This window comes from Nitrospira tepida (assembly GCF_947241125.1).
Classification (GTDB): domain Bacteria; phylum Nitrospirota; class Nitrospiria; order Nitrospirales; family Nitrospiraceae; genus Nitrospira_G; species Nitrospira_G tepida.
The window spans coordinates 1246736-1267981 of the sequence record NZ_OX365700.1 but is presented as its reverse complement, the minus strand read 5'-3'; the positions used below and the strand labels follow the sequence as shown (position 1 = coordinate 1267981).

General features: G+C 62.9%; 17 protein-coding genes. 6 read left to right on the top strand and 11 right to left on the bottom strand.

The annotated features are described in order from the left end of the window. Window positions 1-4 precede the first annotated feature (4 nt). From QWI75_RS05950 to QWI75_RS05930, 5 genes are all read right to left on the bottom strand, one after another. Window positions 5-1507, bottom strand: a complete 1503-nt coding sequence (locus QWI75_RS05950; protein WP_289267778.1) for an efflux transporter outer membrane subunit — start codon at window positions 1505-1507, stop codon at window positions 5-7. Further along, the gene (locus QWI75_RS05945; protein ID WP_289267777.1) at window positions 1507-3132 is read right to left on the bottom strand and encodes a DHA2 family efflux MFS transporter permease subunit; all 1626 of its coding nucleotides are present in this window, start codon (window positions 3130-3132) and stop codon (window positions 1507-1509) included. Before QWI75_RS05945 ends, QWI75_RS05950 begins: the two co-directional genes overlap by 1 nt. A gap of 61 nt (window positions 3133-3193) precedes the next feature. Next, window positions 3194-4087 carry a formate/nitrite transporter family protein gene (locus tag QWI75_RS05940; RefSeq protein WP_289267776.1) on the bottom strand — a complete coding sequence of 298 codons (894 nt, stop codon included), beginning with the start codon at window positions 4085-4087 and terminating at the stop codon, window positions 3194-3196. 427 nt (window positions 4088-4514) lie between these two features. Next, window positions 4515-5903 (bottom strand): sigma-54-dependent transcriptional regulator, encoded by a 1389-nt coding sequence (locus QWI75_RS05935; protein WP_289267775.1) that lies wholly within the window; start codon window positions 5901-5903, stop codon window positions 4515-4517. A gap of 2 nt (window positions 5904-5905) precedes the next feature. Beyond that, window positions 5906-7837 (bottom strand): ATP-binding protein, encoded by a 1932-nt coding sequence (locus tag QWI75_RS05930; protein WP_289267774.1) that lies wholly within the window; start codon window positions 7835-7837, stop codon window positions 5906-5908. A 385-nt stretch (window positions 7838-8222) separates the two neighbouring features. Here QWI75_RS05930 and QWI75_RS05925 point away from each other — a divergent pair, with 385 nt between their 5' ends. Both QWI75_RS05925 and QWI75_RS05920 read left to right on the top strand, forming a co-directional pair. Then, a complete protein-coding gene (locus QWI75_RS05925) occupies window positions 8223-8555 on the top strand; it encodes a hypothetical protein (protein WP_289267773.1) in 333 nt (110 codons plus the stop codon). A 21-nt stretch (window positions 8556-8576) separates the two neighbouring features. Next, window positions 8577-9542 (top strand): sugar phosphate nucleotidyltransferase, encoded by a 966-nt coding sequence (locus tag QWI75_RS05920; RefSeq protein ID WP_289267772.1) that lies wholly within the window; start codon window positions 8577-8579, stop codon window positions 9540-9542. A gap of 86 nt (window positions 9543-9628) precedes the next feature. Here the strand turns inward: QWI75_RS05920 and QWI75_RS05915 are convergent, their stop codons facing one another. Genes QWI75_RS05915 through QWI75_RS05905 form a run of 3 tightly spaced genes read right to left on the bottom strand, consistent with a single transcriptional unit; the run spans window position 9629 to window position 14564 of the window. Beyond that, the gene (locus QWI75_RS05915; RefSeq protein ID WP_289267771.1) at window positions 9629-10048 is read right to left on the bottom strand and encodes a response regulator transcription factor; all 420 of its coding nucleotides are present in this window, start codon (window positions 10046-10048) and stop codon (window positions 9629-9631) included. After that, window positions 10045-10446 (bottom strand): Hpt domain-containing protein, encoded by a 402-nt coding sequence (locus QWI75_RS05910; RefSeq protein ID WP_289267770.1) that lies wholly within the window; start codon window positions 10444-10446, stop codon window positions 10045-10047. The genes QWI75_RS05915 and QWI75_RS05910 overlap by 4 nt, the downstream gene beginning before the upstream one ends. Continuing rightward, window positions 10443-14564 carry a PAS domain S-box protein gene (locus tag QWI75_RS05905; RefSeq protein WP_289267769.1) on the bottom strand — a complete coding sequence of 1374 codons (4122 nt, stop codon included), beginning with the start codon at window positions 14562-14564 and terminating at the stop codon, window positions 10443-10445. Before QWI75_RS05905 ends, QWI75_RS05910 begins: the two co-directional genes overlap by 4 nt. A gap of 244 nt (window positions 14565-14808) precedes the next feature. Here QWI75_RS05905 and QWI75_RS05900 point away from each other — a divergent pair, with 244 nt between their 5' ends. The 3 genes from QWI75_RS05900 (at window position 14809) to QWI75_RS05890 (ending at window position 18384) form a co-directional block, all read left to right on the top strand. After that, window positions 14809-15741 (top strand): YheT family hydrolase, encoded by a 933-nt coding sequence (locus QWI75_RS05900; RefSeq protein ID WP_289267768.1) that lies wholly within the window; start codon window positions 14809-14811, stop codon window positions 15739-15741. An 83-nt stretch (window positions 15742-15824) separates the two neighbouring features. Next, window positions 15825-17165, top strand: a complete 1341-nt coding sequence (locus tag QWI75_RS05895; RefSeq protein ID WP_289267767.1) for a DUF1800 domain-containing protein — start codon at window positions 15825-15827, stop codon at window positions 17163-17165. Between the two features lie 19 nt (window positions 17166-17184). Continuing rightward, window positions 17185-18384: a DUF1501 domain-containing protein gene (locus QWI75_RS05890; protein WP_289267766.1), complete on the top strand. Its 1200-nt coding sequence runs from the start codon at window positions 17185-17187 to the stop codon at window positions 18382-18384. 311 nt (window positions 18385-18695) lie between these two features. Here the strand turns inward: QWI75_RS05890 and QWI75_RS05885 are convergent, their stop codons facing one another. From QWI75_RS05885 to QWI75_RS05875, 3 genes are all read right to left on the bottom strand, one after another. Beyond that, a complete protein-coding gene (locus QWI75_RS05885) occupies window positions 18696-19283 on the bottom strand; it encodes an ankyrin repeat domain-containing protein (protein WP_289267765.1) in 588 nt (195 codons plus the stop codon). A gap of 91 nt (window positions 19284-19374) precedes the next feature. Beyond that, a complete protein-coding gene (locus tag QWI75_RS05880) occupies window positions 19375-19743 on the bottom strand; it encodes a DUF5615 family PIN-like protein (protein ID WP_289267764.1) in 369 nt (122 codons plus the stop codon). Beyond that, window positions 19740-19970 carry a DUF433 domain-containing protein gene (locus QWI75_RS05875; protein WP_289267763.1) on the bottom strand — a complete coding sequence of 77 codons (231 nt, stop codon included), beginning with the start codon at window positions 19968-19970 and terminating at the stop codon, window positions 19740-19742. The genes QWI75_RS05880 and QWI75_RS05875 overlap by 4 nt, the downstream gene beginning before the upstream one ends. A 254-nt stretch (window positions 19971-20224) precedes the next feature. Between QWI75_RS05875 and QWI75_RS05870 the strand changes: the two genes are divergently transcribed. After that, window positions 20225-20902, top strand: coding sequence for a dioxygenase family protein (locus QWI75_RS05870; protein ID WP_289267762.1), 678 nt, complete (start codon window positions 20225-20227; stop codon window positions 20900-20902). Window positions 20903-21246: the final 344 nt, after the last annotated feature.

Genomic DNA, 21246 nt, shown 5'->3' with positions numbered 1-21246 from the left:
TTCCTTACAATTTGGGCTGGCGGGTGACATCCTCGTTGAAATACCCGCCTCCCAGCGACTCGATCAGATCCACCATGGCGACCAACTGATCGCTTTCCAGTGCCCGCAACGCATACTCCTGCTCCAGCAGGGGAAACCGGTGCTTCAAGACCTCCCGGTCGTCGTCCAGCCCGCTGGTGAGCCGCACCTTCGCCAAATGGTAGTCGTCGTCCAACGAAGCCAGCAGGCGGTGGTGCGATTCCAGGATCGACCGGGTGGTATGCCAGGCACTCAAGCTGTCGGCCACCTCGCGCATCGCATCGAGCAGGGTTTCGTTGTACAGCTCGACCGCGGCGTCATATTCCGCGCGCTGGGCCTTGAGTTCGCCTCGCAACCGTCCGCCCTCGAACCAGGGCAGCCGCAGGCCTGGCGCCACGCCGTAGGAAAAGCTTTGGCCGGAGAACAGCAGTTTGCCGAGCTGATCCGCTCCTTTGGTCAGGACCAGGGCGTTGAAACCCACAAACGCCGTGAGGTCGATGCTGGGCAGAAACTGCGCCTTGGCGAACTTGATCCGCCTCGCCGCGGCGTCGGCCCGATAAAGCGCCGCGGCCAGGTCCGGGCGCCGCGCCAGCAAGCCGATCGGCAGATGGTCCGGCAAGGGAATCTGCTCGGGGATGGTCACCGCGCGATGCGCGAACAGATCATGCGCCCCGTCCGGCCCCTTGCCGCTCAACCGGGCCAGCAGATGGCGTTGCACATCCAATTGATCGCGGACGCCGGCTTCCCGCTTGTTGACCGTCTCCAATTCCGCGATCGCCTGTTTGACCTTGAACCCATCATCCAACCCCAACCGGAACCGGGTCTCGGCCAGGCGGTGCAGGTCCCGCCTGATATCAACCATCGTCCGCACCAGCTCCAACTGTTGTTGGAGCGCCAGACCCCGGAAGTAGGCGCGGGCGACCGCCGCAGTCAGCCGCAACCGCACTTCCGCCAGCTCCGCATCCTCCGACGCCGCCTGTCCCAAGGCCGCTTCGAGGAGGGCCCGGTTCTTGCCCCAGAAATCGAACTCGTAGCGGAAGCTCAGCGGATTGATGATGCCAAGCAGAAACCGCGCGCCGGCCACTTCCCGGTTCAAGGCCGCGAACACCCCGTGCTGAGACAGCCGCTCGTGCGTGAGGGAGGCGTCCGCATCGAGAAACGGCAACAGCCGGGCCCCTTCCACGCGGACCAGCGCTTGGGCCTCACGAAGCCGGGCGTCGGCTTTCCTGAGGCTGGGATTGTCCTTGAGCGCCGTCTCCTCCAGGACATTCAGCTCCGGACTGGAGAAGCGCGTCCACCACTGATCATTGGGCCACTGTTCCCGCGAGGAGGCGAAACTGGCCACTTCGGCGACCATGTGATCCATGGACGGCGTGTCCAGAATCTCCGCCCGCTCCCTTTCCTCCTGGTACCAGGCGCAGCCGCCCGCCAGCAGAACGGCGGCCAGTCCCACCGCCGTGAATGTTCCTGAAACAGACCGCCGACGCATCACGGTTGCTCCGCCAATTCTTCCGCCTGCCATTCCCGCAACCCCTCCGGCGACTTGTCGCTGGCCGCATGGTTCGAGCGCGCCAACCACACCAGCGCGGCCAATCCCAAACAGAGATAGCTGCCCACAAGGAAGGCGTCGTTCAAGGCCAGGATGCCGGCCTCTTGCTTGACCAGCAGTTGCAGCTTCTTGTGCGCCATCTCGAAGTCGAAGCCCAACGGTTGCAGCTTGGTGATGAACTGTTGCACCGCGTCGTAGGACACCGACACTCGGCCGCCGGCATGGTCCGCAAGTTGTAATTGGTGCAGCGGGCCGCGCCGAAACAGGATGACCCCCTGCATGGTGATCCCGAACGCGCCGGCCGCGATACGCAGGAGGTTGGCGGCTTCCGCCGCCCGCATCAGCCGGTCTCCCGTCAAACCATGCAGCGTCAACACGGTCAGGGGCGTGAAGAACGAGCCCAGGAAGATCCCTTCGACCAGCATGGGCCAGAAGATCTGATCGAACGAATGCGGATCGTCGAACAACCCGATCCAGTAATAGGTGGCGGCAAATCCCAGCAGGTTCAAGCAGGCCATCAGCCGGACATCCAGGCGCGCCACCAGATGGTGCATGACGGCGATCATGGGCACGCCAAAGATGAACATCGGCAGAAACACCAAGCCGGCCAGATAGGACGAATAGCCCATCAGCAACTGGAGCTGGACGATGAACAGGGACAGCAGGCCCTGGAGGGAGAAGAAGCCCACGGTGAGGCAGATCAAGCCGATCGCCACGTTGCGCACGGCAAACAGCCGCAGATCGATGGCCGGATGCTCTTCATCCAGTTCCCAAATGATCCAGGCCGGCACCGCCACGACGACCACCAGCAGCATCAGTTCGAGAAACCCCGAATCGAACCAATCGAAATCGTTGCCCTGGTTGAGAATCGTCTGCACGCCGCCGAAGATCACCGCGAGCAACAGGAACCCGACGAAATCGAAATTGACGCGGCAGGGGACGAACCCGCGGCCATACAACAGGCCCCCGATCAATCCAGCGATCAACAGGCTGACCGGCACGTTCAAAATGAACAGCTCGCGCCAGCCGAGCTCATCGGCAATCCATCCGCCGACCGGAAACCCGATGGTGAAGGGCAAGAGTGTATAGAAACCCCAGATGCCCAGGACGAGCGCCTTTCGCCGGTCCGGATATTCTTTCAACAGCATGGCCTGGCCGATCGGCAGGGTGAGGCCTCCGGTAAACCCCAGCAGAATACGGGCCGTGAGGAATTGCGGGATCGCGGTGCTCACCGCGCAGAGCAGCGACGCCAGCGCATACAGCACGAAGGCCCCCACGAATACCCGATAATCGCCGAATCGACAGGCCAACCACCGCGACACGGGAAACGCCAGCGCGAGCGCGATCATGAAATCGGTCTGCGCCCAGGTGCCGAAGCTGGGGAGCACGCCGCCCAGATCTCCCGACACATGGGGCAGGAAGGCGATGTAGGAGGCCGCGTTGAAGAGCACCATGGCATGGGCGATGCCGAGCAGGACATTGAACAGCGTCAATCGCCACCCGCGCAATCGCCGCGGAAAGGGTCTCGGGCTGTTCGACCAGCGCTGCATCACGTCCTGCACCATGGGCTCATCTCCGTGGTCGTGATCTTCGTGCCGCAAGATTTTCCCACGCGGCCGGTTCTATTCATCGAGTGACGGAGTACCCCGGCGTCTCGGCGCGGGGCTCTCGTTCGACGGCATAGGCCGGCGCGGGAGTCCCGACCGGTAGCGTCGCCGTCGCGGCGTTCGCCCTGCTCGAATGGGTTCCGTAAATGGCCAGTCCGGTGAAGACCATGCCGCCGACGAGATTGCCGAGCGTGACGGGAATTTGGTTCCACAGCCACCAGGTAGAGAGGTCGATATTAGCGCCCAGCAACACCCCGACGGGAATCAAGAACATGTTCACGACCGCGTGCTCGAATCCCTGGGAAAAGAACAGCAGCGTGGGGCCCCAGATCGCGACCATCTTTCCGGAGAAGGAGGTCGACATGTAGGCGGCCACCACGGCCAAGCTCACCATCCAATTGCACAGGATGCCCTTGGTAAAGGCGGCCAGAAGGCCGGCGGAGCCGTGCAAGGCGTAGTAGTTGGTCTTGGCTTCGGCAATGGCGATCAGCTTGGTCCCCACCGCGTTGATCTGCGCGTCCCCGGCCGTGGTCAGCGCGATCGCGAACAACCCCGCATAGAGCGTGCTGCCCATGAGGTTGCCGAGAAAGACCAAGCCCCAGTTGGCCAGCACCTGCCGGATGCCGGCGTTTTCCTTGCCCGCCGCAGCCGCGCAGGGGAGCAGGGCGAAGCTGCCGGTAATGATCTCTGCCCCGAGCAAGATCGCGAGCGCGAGGCCGAACGGAAACAAGATGCTTCCGACGATCCAGTACCCGGTTTCGACCGCCGCCGTCACCGCCATGCTCGTCCCGATGCCCAGGTAGGCGCCGGCCAACATGCCGCGGAGTATCAAATGCCGAGGCGGCACGTTGAGTTTGTACACCCCGCCGGCCAGCATGCTCTCCACCACCCCTTGCGGTTTCACGTAATCCATGGCGCCTCCTTCGTGCCGACTCGATCCGTTCGCGTCGTCCGTCTGTCAGACATCATCCGACACAGAGTCGGCGGAGCAATGTCCATGCCCGCATGTATTTGACAGGCAGGCCGGCTGATGGCCGCAGCCTTGGCGCAGAGGACGAATTGGCCGAAACATCAAGCCGCCCGCGTCCTCATTGAGCAAGCTGGTCGATCGAGACCAACGGGAGCAGACGCGACGAGCGTGGAAGGGGCGAGCGGCCTGTGCGATTTCGCTCTGAATCGCCCGGAAGGAGAGGATTAACGAGAGAGGGCATCGCGGCAGGCACGCAGGGTGATCACGAAACGAAACGACGCGTACCGTTGCAGAACACGATTCGGATGAAAGGGAACAGTAAGAAGTGAAAAGGGAGGAGAACGGAGAAGCGGAAGGAGGGCGCTGGAAGCTACTCGTCCTCGGCCTTTCTCAAGCGGCGATCCAGTGCAAACCTGGTCAATCCCAGATGCTTGGCGGCGGCGGTCTTGTTGTAGTCGCTGAGACGGAGCACTTCCTGGATGATCGCCTGCTCGATGTCCGCCAACGACTGTTTCCCGAGCTTCGCTTCCACCCGCAGCAACTGCTCCTCTCCCTGCACCACCGTCACGGCGGTCTGCCCGACCCGGTTCCGCAGTTCGGCGGGGAGATGGTCGGCCGTCAGCATCTGCCCCTGACAGAAGATCATCGCGCGTTCGATGATATTCTCCAGCTCGCGAATATTGCCGGGGTACGCATATTGTTGGAGCATCGCCGCCGCGTCCGGCTCGATCTCCATCACGTCCTTGCCGAACTCCTTGCCGTAGCGGAACAGGGCCCGCCGGCACAGGGGAAGGATGTCCTCCACCCGCTTCCGCAGCGGCGGCAACTCGAACGTCATCACGTTCAAACGGAAGAACAGGTCTTCACGGAAGAGTCCCGACGCGACGGCTTTTTTGAGGTCCCGATTGGTGGCGGCGATCAGCCGAAAGTCCACCCCGATGTCGTCGGTGCCGCCCAGCCGCCTGAAGGAACGCTCCTGAAGGACGCGAAGCAATTTTCCCTGCATCGCCAGATCGAGGTCTCCGATCTCGTCCAGGAACAACGTGCCGCCTTCCGATTTCTCCAGCAGGCCGATCTTCCGTTGCGAGGCGCCCGTGAAGGCCCCTCGTTCGAACCCGAACAGCTCGCTCTCGAACAGATCCTTGGGAATCGCCGTACAGTTGACCCCGATGAACGGCCCCCTGGCGCGCGCGCCGTTGTGATGCAGCACCCGCGCGAGGAACTCCTTGCCCGTGCCCGTCTCCCCCAACAACAACACGGTCGACCGGGCGCTGGACGCCACGTCCCGCGCCTGCGCCAGGATCTGTTGCATGAGCGGGCTGTTCGCTTCCAGGTTGGACAGGGCGTACTGGCTGTCCTGATCCCGCCCCTCCTCCTCCAGCCTGAGGCGAAGGCCCAGCAGATCGATGGCGCGCGCCAACACCGGCTCGATGCCGTCCAGATCCACCGTTTTGATGAGAAAATCGTAGGCGCCCAGCTTCATGGCCTCGACGGCGCCCTGCACGGTGCCGTACGCGGTCAGCATGATGATCAGAGCCTGGGGCGCGAGCGGGCGGACTTTCTTGAGCGTGTCCAGCCCGCTGAGGCCCGGCATCTTCAGGTCGAGCAGGATCAAATCGGGGATCTCGTGCTCCACGGCGGCCAGCAACGCGTCGCCGGACTCATACCCGACGACCCGATGCTTCTTGCGGGAGAGCCGCTTGACGATGGCCGACCGGATGGCGGGTTCGTCGTCCGTCACAAAGATGGTGATCTGCATAGCTACCCCTCGATGACCGTCACGTCCTGGCGGACGGGCAGCCAAATCCTGGCGCTGGTGCCCTTGCCGACCTCGCTGGTGAGTTGGATGTCGCCCCCGTGCGCTTCGATGATGTTGCGGCAAATGGCCAATCCCAGTCCGGTGCCGCGATGCTTGCCCTTCGTGAAAAAGGGCTCGAACGCATGGGCCAGATCCTCGCTGTGAATTCCGCAACCGGCATCGGCGACCTTGAGCACCAGGCCGGGGCCGCGGTCGCCCGGCATCGAGAACGCGCTAAGGGTGACGCGCCCGCCTTCCGGGGAAGCGTCGACGGCGTTTTGGATCAGGTTCAGCAGCACCTGCTTGAGTTGATCGCGATCCGCGTGCAGCGTGAGCCCGCCGGGCGGCACCTCCTTCGCCACCTCGATTCGCTTGGCCGCCAGGGACGCCTCCAGCACCTTCACTGTTTCGCCGAGCAGGTCCTCAACCGCAAAGGTGATCGGGGCCACTTCCCGAGGCCGCGCATAGTCGATGATCTGGTTCACGATGCGGTCGAGCCGTCTGGTTTCACGCAGGATAATCCCCAACTCCGCATGGCGCGGATCCGACTGCGGCGTATCATCCATCAGCAAGGCCGTCGTGGAGCCGATCCCCACGAGCGGATTTCGGATCTCGTGCGCGATGCCGGCCGCCACCTGGCCCAATGTCGCCAACCGTTCCGAGCGGCTCAACCGTTCCTGCAAGAGGTCCAAGGCCGTGATGTCGATGTTGAATCCCTGATACATGATGGTTTGACCCGCCGCGTCCTTGATCGGAATGCGGCGGCTCAGCACCTTGCGGACCGTCCCGTCCTTCTGCAGAAACCGAAACACGGTCTCGCAGGGCCGATCCTGCTCGATCGCCTGGGCGAATTCCGTCAACACGCGCTGGCGGTCCGAGGGATGGATGGAATGGCGGAACATGTCGGGGTTCATCTGGTCATCCGGGTCCAGACCGGCCAGGGTCTGGTTGTACCGGTTGCTGAAAGTGATGCTCATGCCCTTGGTGGTGAAGATGCCGAACGGCGCGTGGTCGACCAGGCTGCGGTATTTCGCCTCGGAGGCGGACAGGTCCTGGTTGACCCCCCGCAGCTCGGCTTCCGATTCTTCCAGTTTCGACAGGTGTTCCTTGATCTGCACGCTCATCGCATGCATGACTTGGGTCAGGTGTCCGATTTCGTCCTGCCGCTCCAGGACGGGAACGGCTGGCACAGCCCCGGACGGCGCGCCTCCGACGGCCCGGGCCAGACCGATCAGCGGTCCGGTGATGGACCGGGCGACCAGGTGCAGCGCCAGGACCGTCAGGCCCAACGTCAGCGCCCCTCCCCACAGCACCACGTACAGCAACGACGTCCGGTCCAGGCTGACGCTCGCCAGCCTGGCGTTCAGCAGATTCCGTTGGAGCGCCGTGAATTGCGCCATGCCGTTTCGGATGCCCGCCATCAGGACTCGCCCCTGGCCTTCCTCGATGTAGTGCTCGGCTTCCTCCTGCCGTCCCGCCTTCAATTGCTGAATCAGCGCTTCCTTCTCCCGCACCATCTGCTCGACGAGGGCTTGGACCTCCTCGATCATCGCCCGCTGCGACGGGTCTTCGCTGACCAGCCCTTCCAGCATGTTGCCCAGGATGAGGATGCCCTCGCGGGCGGTTTGGAAGGGACGGAGAAAACTGTCCTGGTTCGTCAAGGTGTAGCCGCGGAAGCCGGTTTCCAAGTCCACCGCCAGCCGCATGTATTCGGAGGAGAGGGCCTGGGCCTGATAGATGCGTTGCAGCTCGTCCTCGTCGTGGGAGAACACCTCCACGCTCTGATAGGTCACCAGGCTCAGCATGATGAGCGCCGCAAGGGGGATGACGGAAGCAAGAAGGAGCTTGCGTTCGATGGGAAGATTGCGAAACAGGCGGGCGAGCTTCTCTCGCATGGGGTCTCCGCGCGAACAAGCCATCCTAAAGACCGGCTCCATCCCTTGTCAAACATCGTGGAACCAGTACGGGCAAGGGCCATACCAGCTCCGCCGGTCCTCCCTGCGCCGGAATCCTGGCAAGGCGCGGATCGTCATCCGGCAAAGCGAGCTAATCCGCACGGAACGCACCGTGCGGATTCGTGTCCAGGCTGAGCGAGATGCGGCCGCGCCGTCCCGGACCGAAAGGACGGGAAGAGAATGGACCCTCTGCCCAGCCATGCCCCGGCGCGTTCAGGCGACCGAGGAAAAGACAAGCAGGGATAGGACCGAATCTTGCGTGGGGTCGTAAAAAGGAATGCCTCCGTTCTCAGGGGTGAAACCGCCAAGTAAGGAGACTCAGCCCATGGGAAATCGTTCTCGGCAGCTCCGCTGCTCTTCACCCGGCGCGATCCATCCGGCGCCCTCGGCACCCTGTGGCCGCTGCGGCGGGCTGCTTGTTACCGATACCCTCTTTGACCATCTCGGGCCCCGCTGGGAAGAACGCGATGCTTGCCACCGGTGCGTCAATTGCGGCTCGATCGACGATCCCGTGATCCGGGCCAACCGATGCCGCGGCGCCGATTCGCCGGCCTTCCGACGGAGCGCCGGAGCACGGACGCCGACCACCCCGATCTGGATGGCATGCGCGACCGGGCGCCGGTCGAGCCCGAGCCTCGGCCCCACCGGCACCGACTGATCTTCACAAGGAGGAACCGCCATGACGCACGACCGCACACACCTGTGGGCCATTGTCTTAGCGGGCGGGGAAGGGGAACGGCTGAAACCCTATGTCCGGGAGTGCTACGGAACGGACCGGCCCAAACAGTTTTGCTCGTTCGCCGGCCGTCACACGCTGGTCGAGGAGACCGTGCTCAGGGCCGAAACGTTTTTGCCACCGGAGCAGGTGCTGGTCGTCGGGACCGAGCACCATCTCCCGTACCTGTTGGAGTGTCTGGGCCAACGGCCTCCGGGCACGATCCTCATTCAACCGGAAAGCCGCGGCACCGCCCTGGGCGTGCTGCTGCCGCTGGCGCATATTCTGGATCGCGATCCGAACGCCGTGATCGCCCTGTTGCCGTCCGACCATTTCATTCGCCCGCATGAACGGCTGGTGGAGGCTGTGGCGAACGCCGAGGCCTTTCTGGCGGCGGATGCCGCCGATCACATCGTCCTGCTTGGGGCGGAACCGGCGTCGCCGGAGCCCGATTACGGCTGGATCAAGCGAGGCGTCACGCGGAGCCGCATCGGCGGGCAGACGTTCGAAAGCGTCGCCGGCTTTGTGGAGAAGCCGTCGCGCGAACAGGCGCGCAGCCTGCTGGCGGACGGATGGCTCTGGAACACCGGCATGCTCGTGAGCCGCGCCTCGGTGCTCCTGCAGGTGATGTGCGCCGGCTTGCCGGAATTGACCGCCGGCTCGATGCTGCTCCGCCGGTTCATCGGCACGGATTGGGAACATGCCGTCACGGCGGAAATCTATCGCACCGTGCCGTCGTTGAATTTCTCCACCGCCGTGCTCTCCCGACAGACCCATCGTCTGGCGCTGTTGCCGCTCACGCAGATGTCATGGTGCGACTGGGGCACCAAAGAGCGCATTCTCCAAACGCTCTCCCAGCACCCGGAGCTGCCACGACCGTACGGCGTCCCTTCGTTTGCGGCTTATCGCCGGGAAGTCGCGACCAGGTAACGGACGGGGACGGGCACCGCCGCGGACCACGGAGCCAATCCCCGGGTACGCATCCATATCAGAAACGGTTGCCGATGCCTTGATGATTAGACAAGATACTTGCGAAACCGGTCGAGGCGGACGGTCAATTCGCGGGGATTGAAGGGCTTGAGGATATAATCGTTGGCGCCGGCACGGAGCGCCTGTCGCACGTCCTGCTCGGAGCCGTCTGCGGTCAGCATAATCACGGGGACCCGCTCCCACCCCGGCTTCCTCCTGATATGGGTGAGCACATCCAGCCCGTTGATGAAGGGCAGGTTGATGTCGAGCAGAATCAGATCGAGATGATCGTGCGTATCCACGAGTCCCTGCGCTTCCATCCCATCTCTCGCATGCAGGACCACATAGCCGGCCCGCTCCAGCAGGAACTGGAGCAGGCTCGCCGTATCCTCCTCATCCTCCGCCATCAGCAACAGCGGCCTGATGGCCTCCTCCGGCGTCGGGCTCGGCGTATCCGGTGTCGTCATCGGCTCTCCTCAGGCGTTACGTATTGCACATCGATCGTCGCCAGATACCGTTCAATCGCTGCCAGGCCCTCGAGGACCGCCGCGCCATGGCCCGCCTTCGCCGCTTGCTCGAGAGCCGCAGCCGATGCCGTCAACTCGTCGAATCCGTAGCTTCCGCCCGCGCCCTTGATGCCGTGAGCCAGTTTGCTCACGGTTTCGTACTCGCCCCGCGCGGCCGCCTCACGCATGGCGGTCAGCTCCTTGCGACGGTTGTCCATGAATCTCGGGATCATCGGCGCAAAGTCCCGGTCGATGCGCACGACGGTCTGCGCTCCCTCTGCCGGCCGGGCCGCCGAGTCATGGGCTGTCCCGCCCGCCGGTTCGTCGGCCCTTGCGCACCCCGGTTCGTTTCGGTTCATGGAAGCGCTCCTTGGTCCTCGAGACGAAGCCCGTATCGGGCAACCGCGGCGAGCAATGTCTTCTTCTTGATGGGTTTGGTCATGTGCGCGTCGCAGCCGGCGGCAAGACTCTTCTCGACTTCCTCCCGAAGCGCATTCGCGGTCAGCGCCACGATCGGGGTGCGCGGGCGCCCCTGGACCTGTTCCCACTCCCGCATCATCCTGGTCGCATCGTAGCCGTCCAGCTCCGGCATCTGAACGTCCATGAACACCAGATCATAGGCCGCCGCCTTGAACCGCTGCACCGCCGCCACGCCGTTCTCGGCAAAGTCCAAGCTCCACGGCCGATCCTTGAGAAACAGGCGGATCACCTCCCGGTTGTCCTCCAGATCCTCGGCAACCAGGATGCGAAGCGGTACAAGATCGGGCGGGGTTACCTGCTCCTCTCGCGTCCGCGGCGACTCAGAATCCGTACCTGAAGCCGATCCCAACCGGCTCAGGATGAGGCTTACCAGCGCCTGGCGGCGAACCGGCTTGCTCAGACAGGCTGACATTCCGGCTGCCGCGGCTGGCGCCTCTTCTCCGCTCCCGCAGGAGGAGGCCAGCAGGATAGCCGGCAGGCCGATGAATTCCGGCGAGGCCCTCATCTCGTCCGCCAAGGGAAGACCGGACGGTGCGGCCACCAGCCGGTCGACGATCAGCAGATGCACCGGCTGGCCGGTCTCGCGGGATCGGCGCAGGACGTCCAAGGCCGTCGGCCCATCTGGCGCCTCGATGACGTCTCCGTTCAGATGCGTCACCGCCTGCCGGACGACATGGCGCACGCTGTGGTTGCCATCCACCACCAAGATGCGGCGTCCCGCCAGATCGGGCTGACGCCCGTCCGGTTCAGATTCCGGCATGGTCACCGGCGGCAGCCGCACCGTGACGTGGAACGTAGCACCCAGCCCGGCCAGGCTCTCGGCCCGAATGGTCCCCCCCATCAATTCCGCCAGCTTCTTGCTGATCGCCAACCCGAGGCCGGTGCCCCCATACCGACGGGTCGTGGAGGAATCCGCCTGGGTAAACCGCTCAAAGATCGCCTGCAGCTTGTCTTCGGCAATCCCAATGCCGGTGTCGGTGACGCTGAACTGGAACCGGTCCGGCTCCGAGGATTCGGCCTCGCGCCTCGCCCGAATGACCACTTCACCCCGTTCCGTGAATTTGATCGCGTTGCCGACCAGGTTCACCAGGATTTGTCTGAGCCTGGTCGGATCGCCGCAGACCTTCGCCGGAAGCGCCGGGTCGATATCGGTCACCAGCTCCAGCCCCTTGGCATGGGCGCGCACGGCCAACATGTCGGCCGTCGTCTCGATCAGGTCCGGCAGGTCGAAGGTGATGCTCTCCAACTCCAAGTACCCTGACTCGATTTTGGACAGATCCAGGACGTCGTTGATCAGATCCAGCAGGCCGGCTGCCGCGCGGGAGAGCCGCCGGACATAGGCCTGTTGCTCCTGTGTCAGCTGGCTCTCCGCCAGGAGATCAGCCATGCCGACGATCGCGTTCATGGGCGTCCGAATTTCATGGCTCATGGCGGCCAAGAAATCGCTCTTGGCCTGTGTCGCGGCCAAGGCCTGGTCCCGTGCCTCCATAAGCAGCAAGTTCTGCCCCTCCAATTCCACCGCCGCCTTGGCCAGATCCTCTTCGGCGCTCTTGGCCTTGTGAATGTCGGTCAACGAGCCAGCCATGCGCACCGGCTTGCCGGCTTCATCCCAAATGGCCTGCCCTCTGATCCGGAACCAGCCGTAGGCGCCCGGCTTTTTCAGCAGCCGGATCTCCACATCGAACGGTGTTTTCATGTAGAGGTGATCGTACAGGGCGCTCAACACCCGGTCTCGGTCGTCGGAGTGCGCATACGTCGTGAAACTGTCGAACCGGGAGGCCATTTCGTGATCCGCGTAACCCAGGAGTTCTTTGAACCGGGGCGAGTAGTAGAACTCGTTGGTCACCACGTTCCAATCCCAGATCCCGTCGCTCGATCCCTTCACGGCCAGGTGAAACCGCTCCTCGCTCATCCGCAGCGCTTCCTCGATCCGCTTGCGCTCCGTGATGTCCGATAGAAAGGCGTGAAAACAGGTCTGCCCCGCGACCTCGGCCGACGTCACCGCCAGCTCGACGGGGAATTCGGTTCCGTCCCGTCGCAGCGCCGTCGTCTCGACCTGCCTGTTCATCATCCTGGTTTCACCGGCCTCCAGGAATCGCCGCAGCCCGGCCATGTGGGCCTGCCGGAATCGCCGCGGGATGATCAGATCGGCCAGCAACCTACCGCAGGCCTCGTCACGCCCCCACCCAAACATCGACTCGGCTTTCCGATTCCATTCCATCACGTAACCCGCCGCATCCATCCCGATGACGGCGTTGAGCGCGGTATCGATGATGAGCCTCGTCCGCGCCTCGCTGATCCGCAGCGCGTCGTCCGAGCGTTTCCACTCCGTGATATCGCGCACGAACCCCGTCCACAAACGGCACCCCCCGATCATCATTTCGCTGATCGAGATTTCCAACGAAAACACGGCGCCGTTCCTCCTGCGACCCAAGATCTCCCGCCGACAGCCGGGCGGCCCTTGGGGCTGTTCGGCCAAGTACTGCACGAGCAAGCGGCCGCACAGGCTCCGATGGGGATCCGGCAGCAATCGCGCAACGGTCTCGCCTATGATGTCCTTCGCGCCGTATCCGAAGATCTCCTCAGCCGCCGGATTGAACGATTCCACCAGGCCCTGCTCGTCGATCGTGAGAATGCCATCGACCGCGTGGTCAAAGATCGCGCTCACGCGGGCGGTCTGGCGCCGCAAGGCATCCTCGGTATTCACCCGCTCTGTGACGTCCTGCGCGGTTCCGACCATCTTCTGAGGCCTACGGGCCCGATCGCGGATCACGGTTCCTTGGCAGTGGATGAAGCGGACGACGCCGTCCGTCCGGTTCACGCGACAGGTTAGGTCGTAAGGCGCGTCCTCGTGAATCGCCCGGTCGACAGCCGCCAATACACGATCCCTATCCTCCTCGTGCAGTGTCGCCACGAACACTTCATAACACGGCTGTATGGCTCCCGGCTCATACCCGAAGATACGATAGAGCTCGTTCGACCACAGCTCAGCGCCCGTCGCGATGTCCCATTCCCAACTGCCCAAATGCGCCAGCCGCTGCGCCTCGTTCAGATTCCGCTGATGGTCCAGCAGCGATTGCTGCGCCCGCTTCATCTCTTCGAGCGCGTGCTTTCGCTCGGTGATGTCCTGACAGGTCCAAAGCAGCCAGACCTCCTGATCCTCCTCGGACAAGAGCGACAGGGAACAGTCGAGCGCGACGGCCTTTCGGGACTTCCGCTCCCCCATGACTTCGCCCTGCCAGGTCCGGCGTTGGCAGAGCACCGGGAGAATGGTCTGTTCAACGGTGGCCACCCAGGCCGGCGAAAACAACGTCTGCCAGGATCGACCCGTCAATTGAGCCACGTCGAACCCGTACAGCTCCGCAAAGGCGTGGTTGAGATAGGTCAAGCGGCCCTCTCGATCCAGGAGCGCCACACCCTCAGGACTGCGGTCGATCGCAAAGCGCAACCTCGCCTCCGCCGCCCGGGCTGCGCGTTCGGCGGCGACGCTACGGCGCAATTCCCGATTCCGCAGGCGGAGTTCCATTTGGCTCATCACCTGCCGGCCCAACGCCGCCATGGCCGCCCGCTGCTCGCCGGACAGGTGTCTGGGCGTCCGATCGATGACGCAAAGGGTGCCCAGGGCATAGCCGTCCTCCGTCACCAGAGGCGCTCCGGCGTAAAACCGGATCTTCGGCTCGCCCGTGACCAACGGATTGTCGGCAAACCGCTCGTCCGCCAGCGCATCCGGCACGATCAACAGATCTCGCTGGAGGATGGCATGGGCGCAGAAGGCCATGTCGCGGGAGGTCTCGCAGGCGGAGAGGCCGGTCTTCGCCTTGAACCACTGCCGGCAAGGATCGACCAGGCTGATCAACGCGATCGGCGTCTCGCAGATCTGAGCGGCCAGCCGTGCGAGATCATCAAAGGCCGGTTCGGCTTCGGTATCGAGGATCTCGTACCGGTTCAACGCCTTCAGGCGCTGTGCTTCGTCTTCCGGCAGCGGGGCGACCATCATGGGCTATGGCGGTGGGTTCGCAACGGCATGTGTTCACCGGGAGGCCGCGGCACAGTCCAGTTTCCCTGTCTGGACGGACCGCTCCCTTGATCCTCCCCCTTATCGGCAGTCAGGCCTTCCCTCTTAACCACCCCTCCGGCGGCCGCTTGCAAGAGGGGCGGTTCTCTCTTAGGCTACACACAGCCCTATGGGTATCGAAGCGTGGTCGTTCACCCCCCACCCTCTCCTCCGCAACCGACACGCGATGACGCTGTTCCCGCGTCTCTTTCCCAGGCGAGGGCTGCTCCGGGGCCTGCCGATCGAACCCCGTCTCTTTCGGGTGGCGGAAGACAGTCAGGTGCTCGGGTTCTGCCATTGGCAGCCCCGTCGCTCGACCGCCCATACCGTGGTCCTGTTGCACGGCCTCGAAGGGTGCAGCGAATCCCAATATATGCAGGGGTTTGCCGCCAAGGCCTATAGGGCTGGCATGAACGTCATTCGCCTGAACCAGCGGAATTGTTGCGAGACCGAGCACCTGACCCCGACGCTGTACAACAGTTCGTTGAGCGGCGACATCCGTGCCGTCCTTATGGAACTCGCCGAGCAGGACGGGCTGGAGCAGCTCTGGGCCGTCGGCTGGTCCATGGGAGGCAATCTGGTGCTCAAGATGGCCGGCGAAGCGGGAACGACCATGCCGGCGCTTCGAGGGGTATTCGGGGTATGCCCGGTGATCGACCCGGAGGCCTGCGTCCAAGCGTTGGAGCGGCGCGCCAATTGGATCTATGAGCAGCACTTCGTCATCCGGCTGAAGGCCAGGATCCATCACAAGGCCAAGCTGTTTCCCGGCCGCTACAGCACGGCCCCGCTCGCCCGCATCTCCCGGCTGCGGCAGTTCGATCACCTGTACACGGCGCCGGACGCCGGCTTTTCCAGCGCGGAGGAATACTACGATCGGGCCGGCGCCAGGCACGTGGCGTCCAACATTCGTGTGCCGACCCTGATCATCACCTCCTGCGACGACCCCTTCGTGCCCTTCTCGATTTTCGAGACGGAGGCGGTGCGGGGGAATCCTCAAATCAGGGTTCTCGCCACCCGACACGGGGGCCATTGCGCCTTTGTGCAAAGGCGGCATCCGGAAGAGGACGGTCACTGGGCGGAGCACCGGATCGTCGAGGCGATGCTGCGTCAGTCCAGCTAACCGTTTGAGCCGGTCACCGAAGGTTGCTCGCACAGCCCTTGTGACCAAAAGAACCTCTTCGACCAACCGCCGTATCGCTTTCCATGGCCATGACCTTTGAGGACGCCCGCCATCTGTTGGCCCGAACCGGATTCGGTGGCACGCCGGATGAGATCCGCCAATGGAGCGCCTGGGATCGGAACCAGGCCGTCGCCAAGCTACTCGACCAAGCGACCACCAGAGCCGTGACGGCATCCCCGGCTTGGATCAATCGGCTTCCGCCCGCGCCGGCCGAGCGCAAACAGATGGGCCAGGCCGAAAAGAAAGCCTTTCGCGAAGAGCGAAAAGAAGAGAGCCTCGAACTCAAGGCCTGGTGGTATCGGGAACTGCTCGCCACTCCCTCCCCACTGACCGAGCGGATGACCCTCTTCTGGCACAACCACTTCACGTCCAGCTTCCAAAAGGTCAAATGGCCGCCGTTTCTCTATCGGCAGAACGTGCTGTTTCGCTCCCAGGCACTGGGATCCTTTCGGGAACTGCTGTCGGCCGTCGCCAAGGACCCGGCCATGCTGCTGTACCTCGACACCCAGCAGAATCAGAAAGACCGGCCCAACGAAAATTTCGCGCGCGAGCTATTTGAGTTGTTTACGCTCGGCGAGGGCCGCTACAGCGAGCAGGACATCAAGGAGGCGGCGCGCTGTTTCACCGGCTGGCACGTGGATCGGCGGACCGGCACTTTCCGCATGAATCAAGCGAGGCACGATCACGGGATCAAGCGCCTGTTCGGCCGCACCGGCCCCTTCATGGGCGACGATGTGTTGCGCATGACCTTGGAACAGTCTCATGTTGCCGTCCACCTCACGCAGAAGCTCTGGAAGGAGTTCGTGTCCGACCAGCCCGATCCACAGGAGACCGAACGCCTCGCCGACCTCTTCCGTCGCAGCGACTACCGTATCAAGACGCTGCTCCAGGCCCTCCTGACGACGCCGCAGTTCTGGGCGAGCGAGAACCGTGGCATCCTCATCAAATCTCCGGTCGAGTTGCTGGTCGGCACGATGCGGCTCTTCAACCTTCCCCTCCCGGACCAGATCTCGCTCGTGCGGGCGGGACGCCGCCTCGGGCAGGACCTGTTCGATCCGCCCAATGTGAAAGGGTGGCCCGGCGGCGTCAGGTGGATCACCACCGCGACGCTCCCGGCCCGATGGCACATGCTGCAACAGAGCATTCGCGGGCATGAAGTGGGGCACAGGCATGGGGAGAGCATGGGCATGGGAGGGGATATGGGTGATGGAAACGGCATGGCCGACTGGCTCGCCACCGAGCCGGAGGAGATCCTTCAGGTCACGCTGCTCCCGATTCCACCGGTGCGACTACTTGATCCGGGAGAAGACCGCCGACAGGTCGTCCGTCAGTTGGTGCTTGATCCGGCCTATCAGTTGAAATGAAGGTGACATGAGGCGCCGCATGAATCGACGCGAATTTCTGAAAGCCTTGGGCGCGATTCCCTTGGTCTTCCTCGCCCCTTCCTGGCTTCAGCGGAGCTGGGCCGCAGCCAACGGCGCAGACAGATCAAACCGGGAGGCATGGCAACGGACCCTGCTGTTGCTCGAACTGCATGGCGGCAATGACGGCCTGAATACCGTCATTCCCTACGGAGACCCACGCTATTATCAAGTCCGCCCGCGACTCGCCATCCCGCGCGAGCAGGTCAAACAGCTCACGCCGGAGTTGGGATTGCATCCGGCCTTGGAACCGTTGATGCCGCTCTGGGAGGCTAAGGAACTCGCCGTGGTCGCAGGCGTGGGCTATGACAGCCCGAACCGGTCGCACTTCCGTTCGATTGAAATCTGGGAGACCGGATCGGACAGCGAGCAGACCCTCGATGAAGGCTGGCTGGCGAGGCTCTTTGCCCGGCATCCGCTCCCGGAGAGTTTCACCGCGGAGGGCATCGTGCTCGGCCGAGGTGAGGCCGGTCCCTTGGCCGGCGGGCACAGCAGGATCGTCACGCTTCAGGACCCAGCGCAGTTTCTCCGGCAGGCGGAGTTGGTCCGGCCCGTGGACCGGCTCACGACCAATCGCGCCCTGGCCCATATCCTCGAAGTCCAACGGGAGATCGCTCGCGCCTCAGGAGATTTGGAGCGGCGCTTGAAGCAGGCGGCGCCGTTTTCCGCACCGTTTCCCGCGACCAGGATCGGCAAACAACTGGAGATCGCCGCGACGCTCATGAGCGCCCGCGTGCCGGCGGCGGTCATCAAGGTCACGCACGGCAGTTTCGATACCCACGCAGGCCAGCTCAACCAGCACCAGCGACTGCTTCAGGAGCTGGCCGAGGCTTTGACCGCCTTTCGCGCCAGCCTGCTCCAGGAAGGCTTGTGGGACCGGCTGCTCGTGATGACCTATTCGGAGTTCGGCCGGCGTGTCGCCGAGAACGGCAGCCAGGGGACGGACCATGGGACGGCGGCGCCGCACTTCTTCATGGGCGGCCGCGTCAAGGGCGGACTCTACGGATCACAACCGCCGCTCGCGGATTTGCAAGCGGGAGACCTGAGGCACAGGGTGGATTACCGAAGCCTTTACAACACCGTCATCCAAGATTGGTGGGGCTTGCGCAGCAACCTCTTCGGCGGCTCAGCCTTTCCACCCATCAATTGCCTGGGCTCATAAGCACAGGGAACTGCCATTCAGGCCGCAATTTTGAAATTGGGTGACGTTTCCCCATCTCATCGACAATTCCGGCCGACCATGGGTGGACCGCTCCGGACGGCAGCATCATGCATTGGTCCAAGGTCTCGCATTTTGGAGCCTGTGCTCTTGGCCTCCGGCTTCTCTCAGGCCGCGCCGGGGCGCGATGCCGTCGCCGGAGGCAGCCCGAGCGGCTGTTCGATAGACCTATTCTCGCGGTATCGCCGCCCTCCGGACCCATCCCGTCCAGCCGGATGACTGCAGCACCTACCAGCGCGACCATGTTGAATGAGTTAGTCCTTGGCTCCGTATTCTTGAAGAAGGGCAATGACCTGCTTATGGCCAAAATGTCTCGCGCCGCTAAGAGCTGTCTTTCCATCGGCGGTCCTCCCGTTGACATCGGCACCATGTTCCAGCAAGAGCCGCACGACCTCGACAGAGTTTGCCACTGAAGCGAACATCAAAGCTGTATCTCCATAATGAGACCGAGCGTTAACCTCAGCTCCTTTATCAAGAAGAGCCTGTGTTATGGCTACAGATGTCGGGAGCGAATCGGTAGCAAGCATCAGGGCTGTGAACCCGTGCTTATCTTTAACATTGACATCGGCCCCCTTTTCCAGCAGCACCCGCACAGTCTCCAACTGGCCCCAACCAACGGCCCACATCAACGCCGTCTCGCCATCCTCGCCTTTCGTATTGACATCAACCCCTGCCTCGATAAGAGCCCTAACTTTCGCTGTCTTACCAACACGGGCTGCCTCAAGGAGCGGGTCGCTAGGAAAACGCACCCCAGCACAGGCCGCTATAATCGCGACGAACGTAAGCACCAGGGTTATCCTGATTACATTCACCGCACACGGACGGACCACCTTAGGGAGCATAGTCGTAATCATTCCTAAGCATCGTCGTAACCATTCTTATCTGATACGCCCGTGCTTTTCTAAGACGTCTATCCTGACGCGGATAGGATAACTATGGATTGAGCGGCAGGATACGCGCGCGAAGTCGAGCTTCTTCTATGGTGATCAGCGCTCCCTGTTGAAGGATTGCCTCGTATTGTCGCAGGGCTTGAACGACGAGATCCTTTAGGCGCATAGGCGCGAGGTCCTGTGCACGAACTTGAATGACACTTGGTGCCGCGGCTCGCGAAATCGCCAAGATCGCTCCAAAATCCAAATCGTTGGTGAACAGCACGTACTTGTTCTCGTGTGCCCACCTGAGGACCACAGCATCCGACGCTCGACCGTCGCCGACAGACGACCAGTGTTTCGATGGGAAGCCATGAGCTTCAAGGGCGGATACCCAGGATGGAGACAGGTTCATGTCGACAAGGACCTTCACGCTCGCGTGAGGGGGACTTCGATCTCTTCAGCACGCCATGCGGCGTAGGACAGCGCCTCAGCGATGTCTGGTTCCTCGAGGTAGGGATAGAGCTTCAGAATGTCTTCTTTGGAATGGCCGGCAGCCACAAGACCAACAACGGTTCCAACCGTCACGCGGAGCCCGCGGATGCAGGGCTTGCCGCCCATCACCTGCGGGTCCGTGGTAATCCGTGTGAGTTCTTTCATAGGAGCACCTCAGATTGTGGCCCCTAGTATAGCGCAAATGCCTCGTGCCGGTTAACTATCGAGCCTGCGATAGCCTATTCGGGCTGCATAGCATGATCGCCGATGCCTCTCCTGTCGACGTCACCCGGTGAGATCATAGATCTTATCGCCCTATTGTCTACAGATACGTTAGATACGTTTCAGCATGTCGTGATGACGGGTCACCTTGTCGCTCGGCTGTTTCGCCCAGATCGTCCTTGGTACAATGATTGGCCATGGTCGAGGCTCTCACCAGGCGTCGCTTCGTCTTCACCAGCTTGGGTTCAGTCGGACTCTGGCTGCTGGCCCCAGCTCTCTCCCGCGCCGACGAGCTCGCCTGTCTGCTTACGCCGCCACAGACGGAAGGACCTTACTATCCTCCGCAGCGGCAGCTTGACGCCCTCTTAGACAAGGACGGCGATTTGACTTTCGTAAATGGCAAATCCGGAAGGGCGACCGGACAACTACTCTATGTCACCGGCCACCTCCGAGACAGCCATTGCCGTCCCATCGAAGGGGCGCTAGTCGAGATCTGGCAGGCCTCGGCCAACGGCCGCTACCACCACCCTCGAGACGCGGGGAATCCGGCCCCGCTCGATCCCTACTTCCAATATTGGGGGAAGGCCGTGACGGACCGGGAGGGGCGCTATCTCTTCAAGACCATCAAGCCGGGCGAGTACGAGGCGGATCGCGGCTGGATCAGGCCGTCGCACATCCACTTCAAAGTCCGCGCGCCCAACGGCCGGGACCTGACGACGCAGATGTACTTTGCCGGCGATCCGCACCAAGAGGACGACTACATTCTCCGCCGCGTTCCTCCGGCCGAGCGCAGCCGGGTGATTGTCCCGATGGAAGCCCCGGCCGGAGATTTCGAGGCGGCGGCAAAGGTCTGCCGCTTTAATCTGACGCTGTAGCGTCCAGCGTTCGTTCTCTGTTCATTGCCGCCACACCCTTTTTTCTCTCCTATCGCCTCGCTGCCATCGATCTCTTTCTTGGTAGCACACCAGCGCAAGCTGAGCGATTCTGCACGGCTCGCTCATCGTCATTGCTCACACTCGGCGGTCTTTCGCTTGCGGCTCATGCAGAGGCCCGTCGCCCGAAATCCCACCAACAGGCTGAATCTCCAACGTTCACGGCCTCGTCGCCTGCTCGCGCATGGCTCTGGCACGCTCCTTTCAGTGCAAGGTTCTCAACATCGAGTTCGTGCTGATGTCTCCGGTTCATCGTCGCCATCACCCTATGCTTGAAGTCTCCAGGG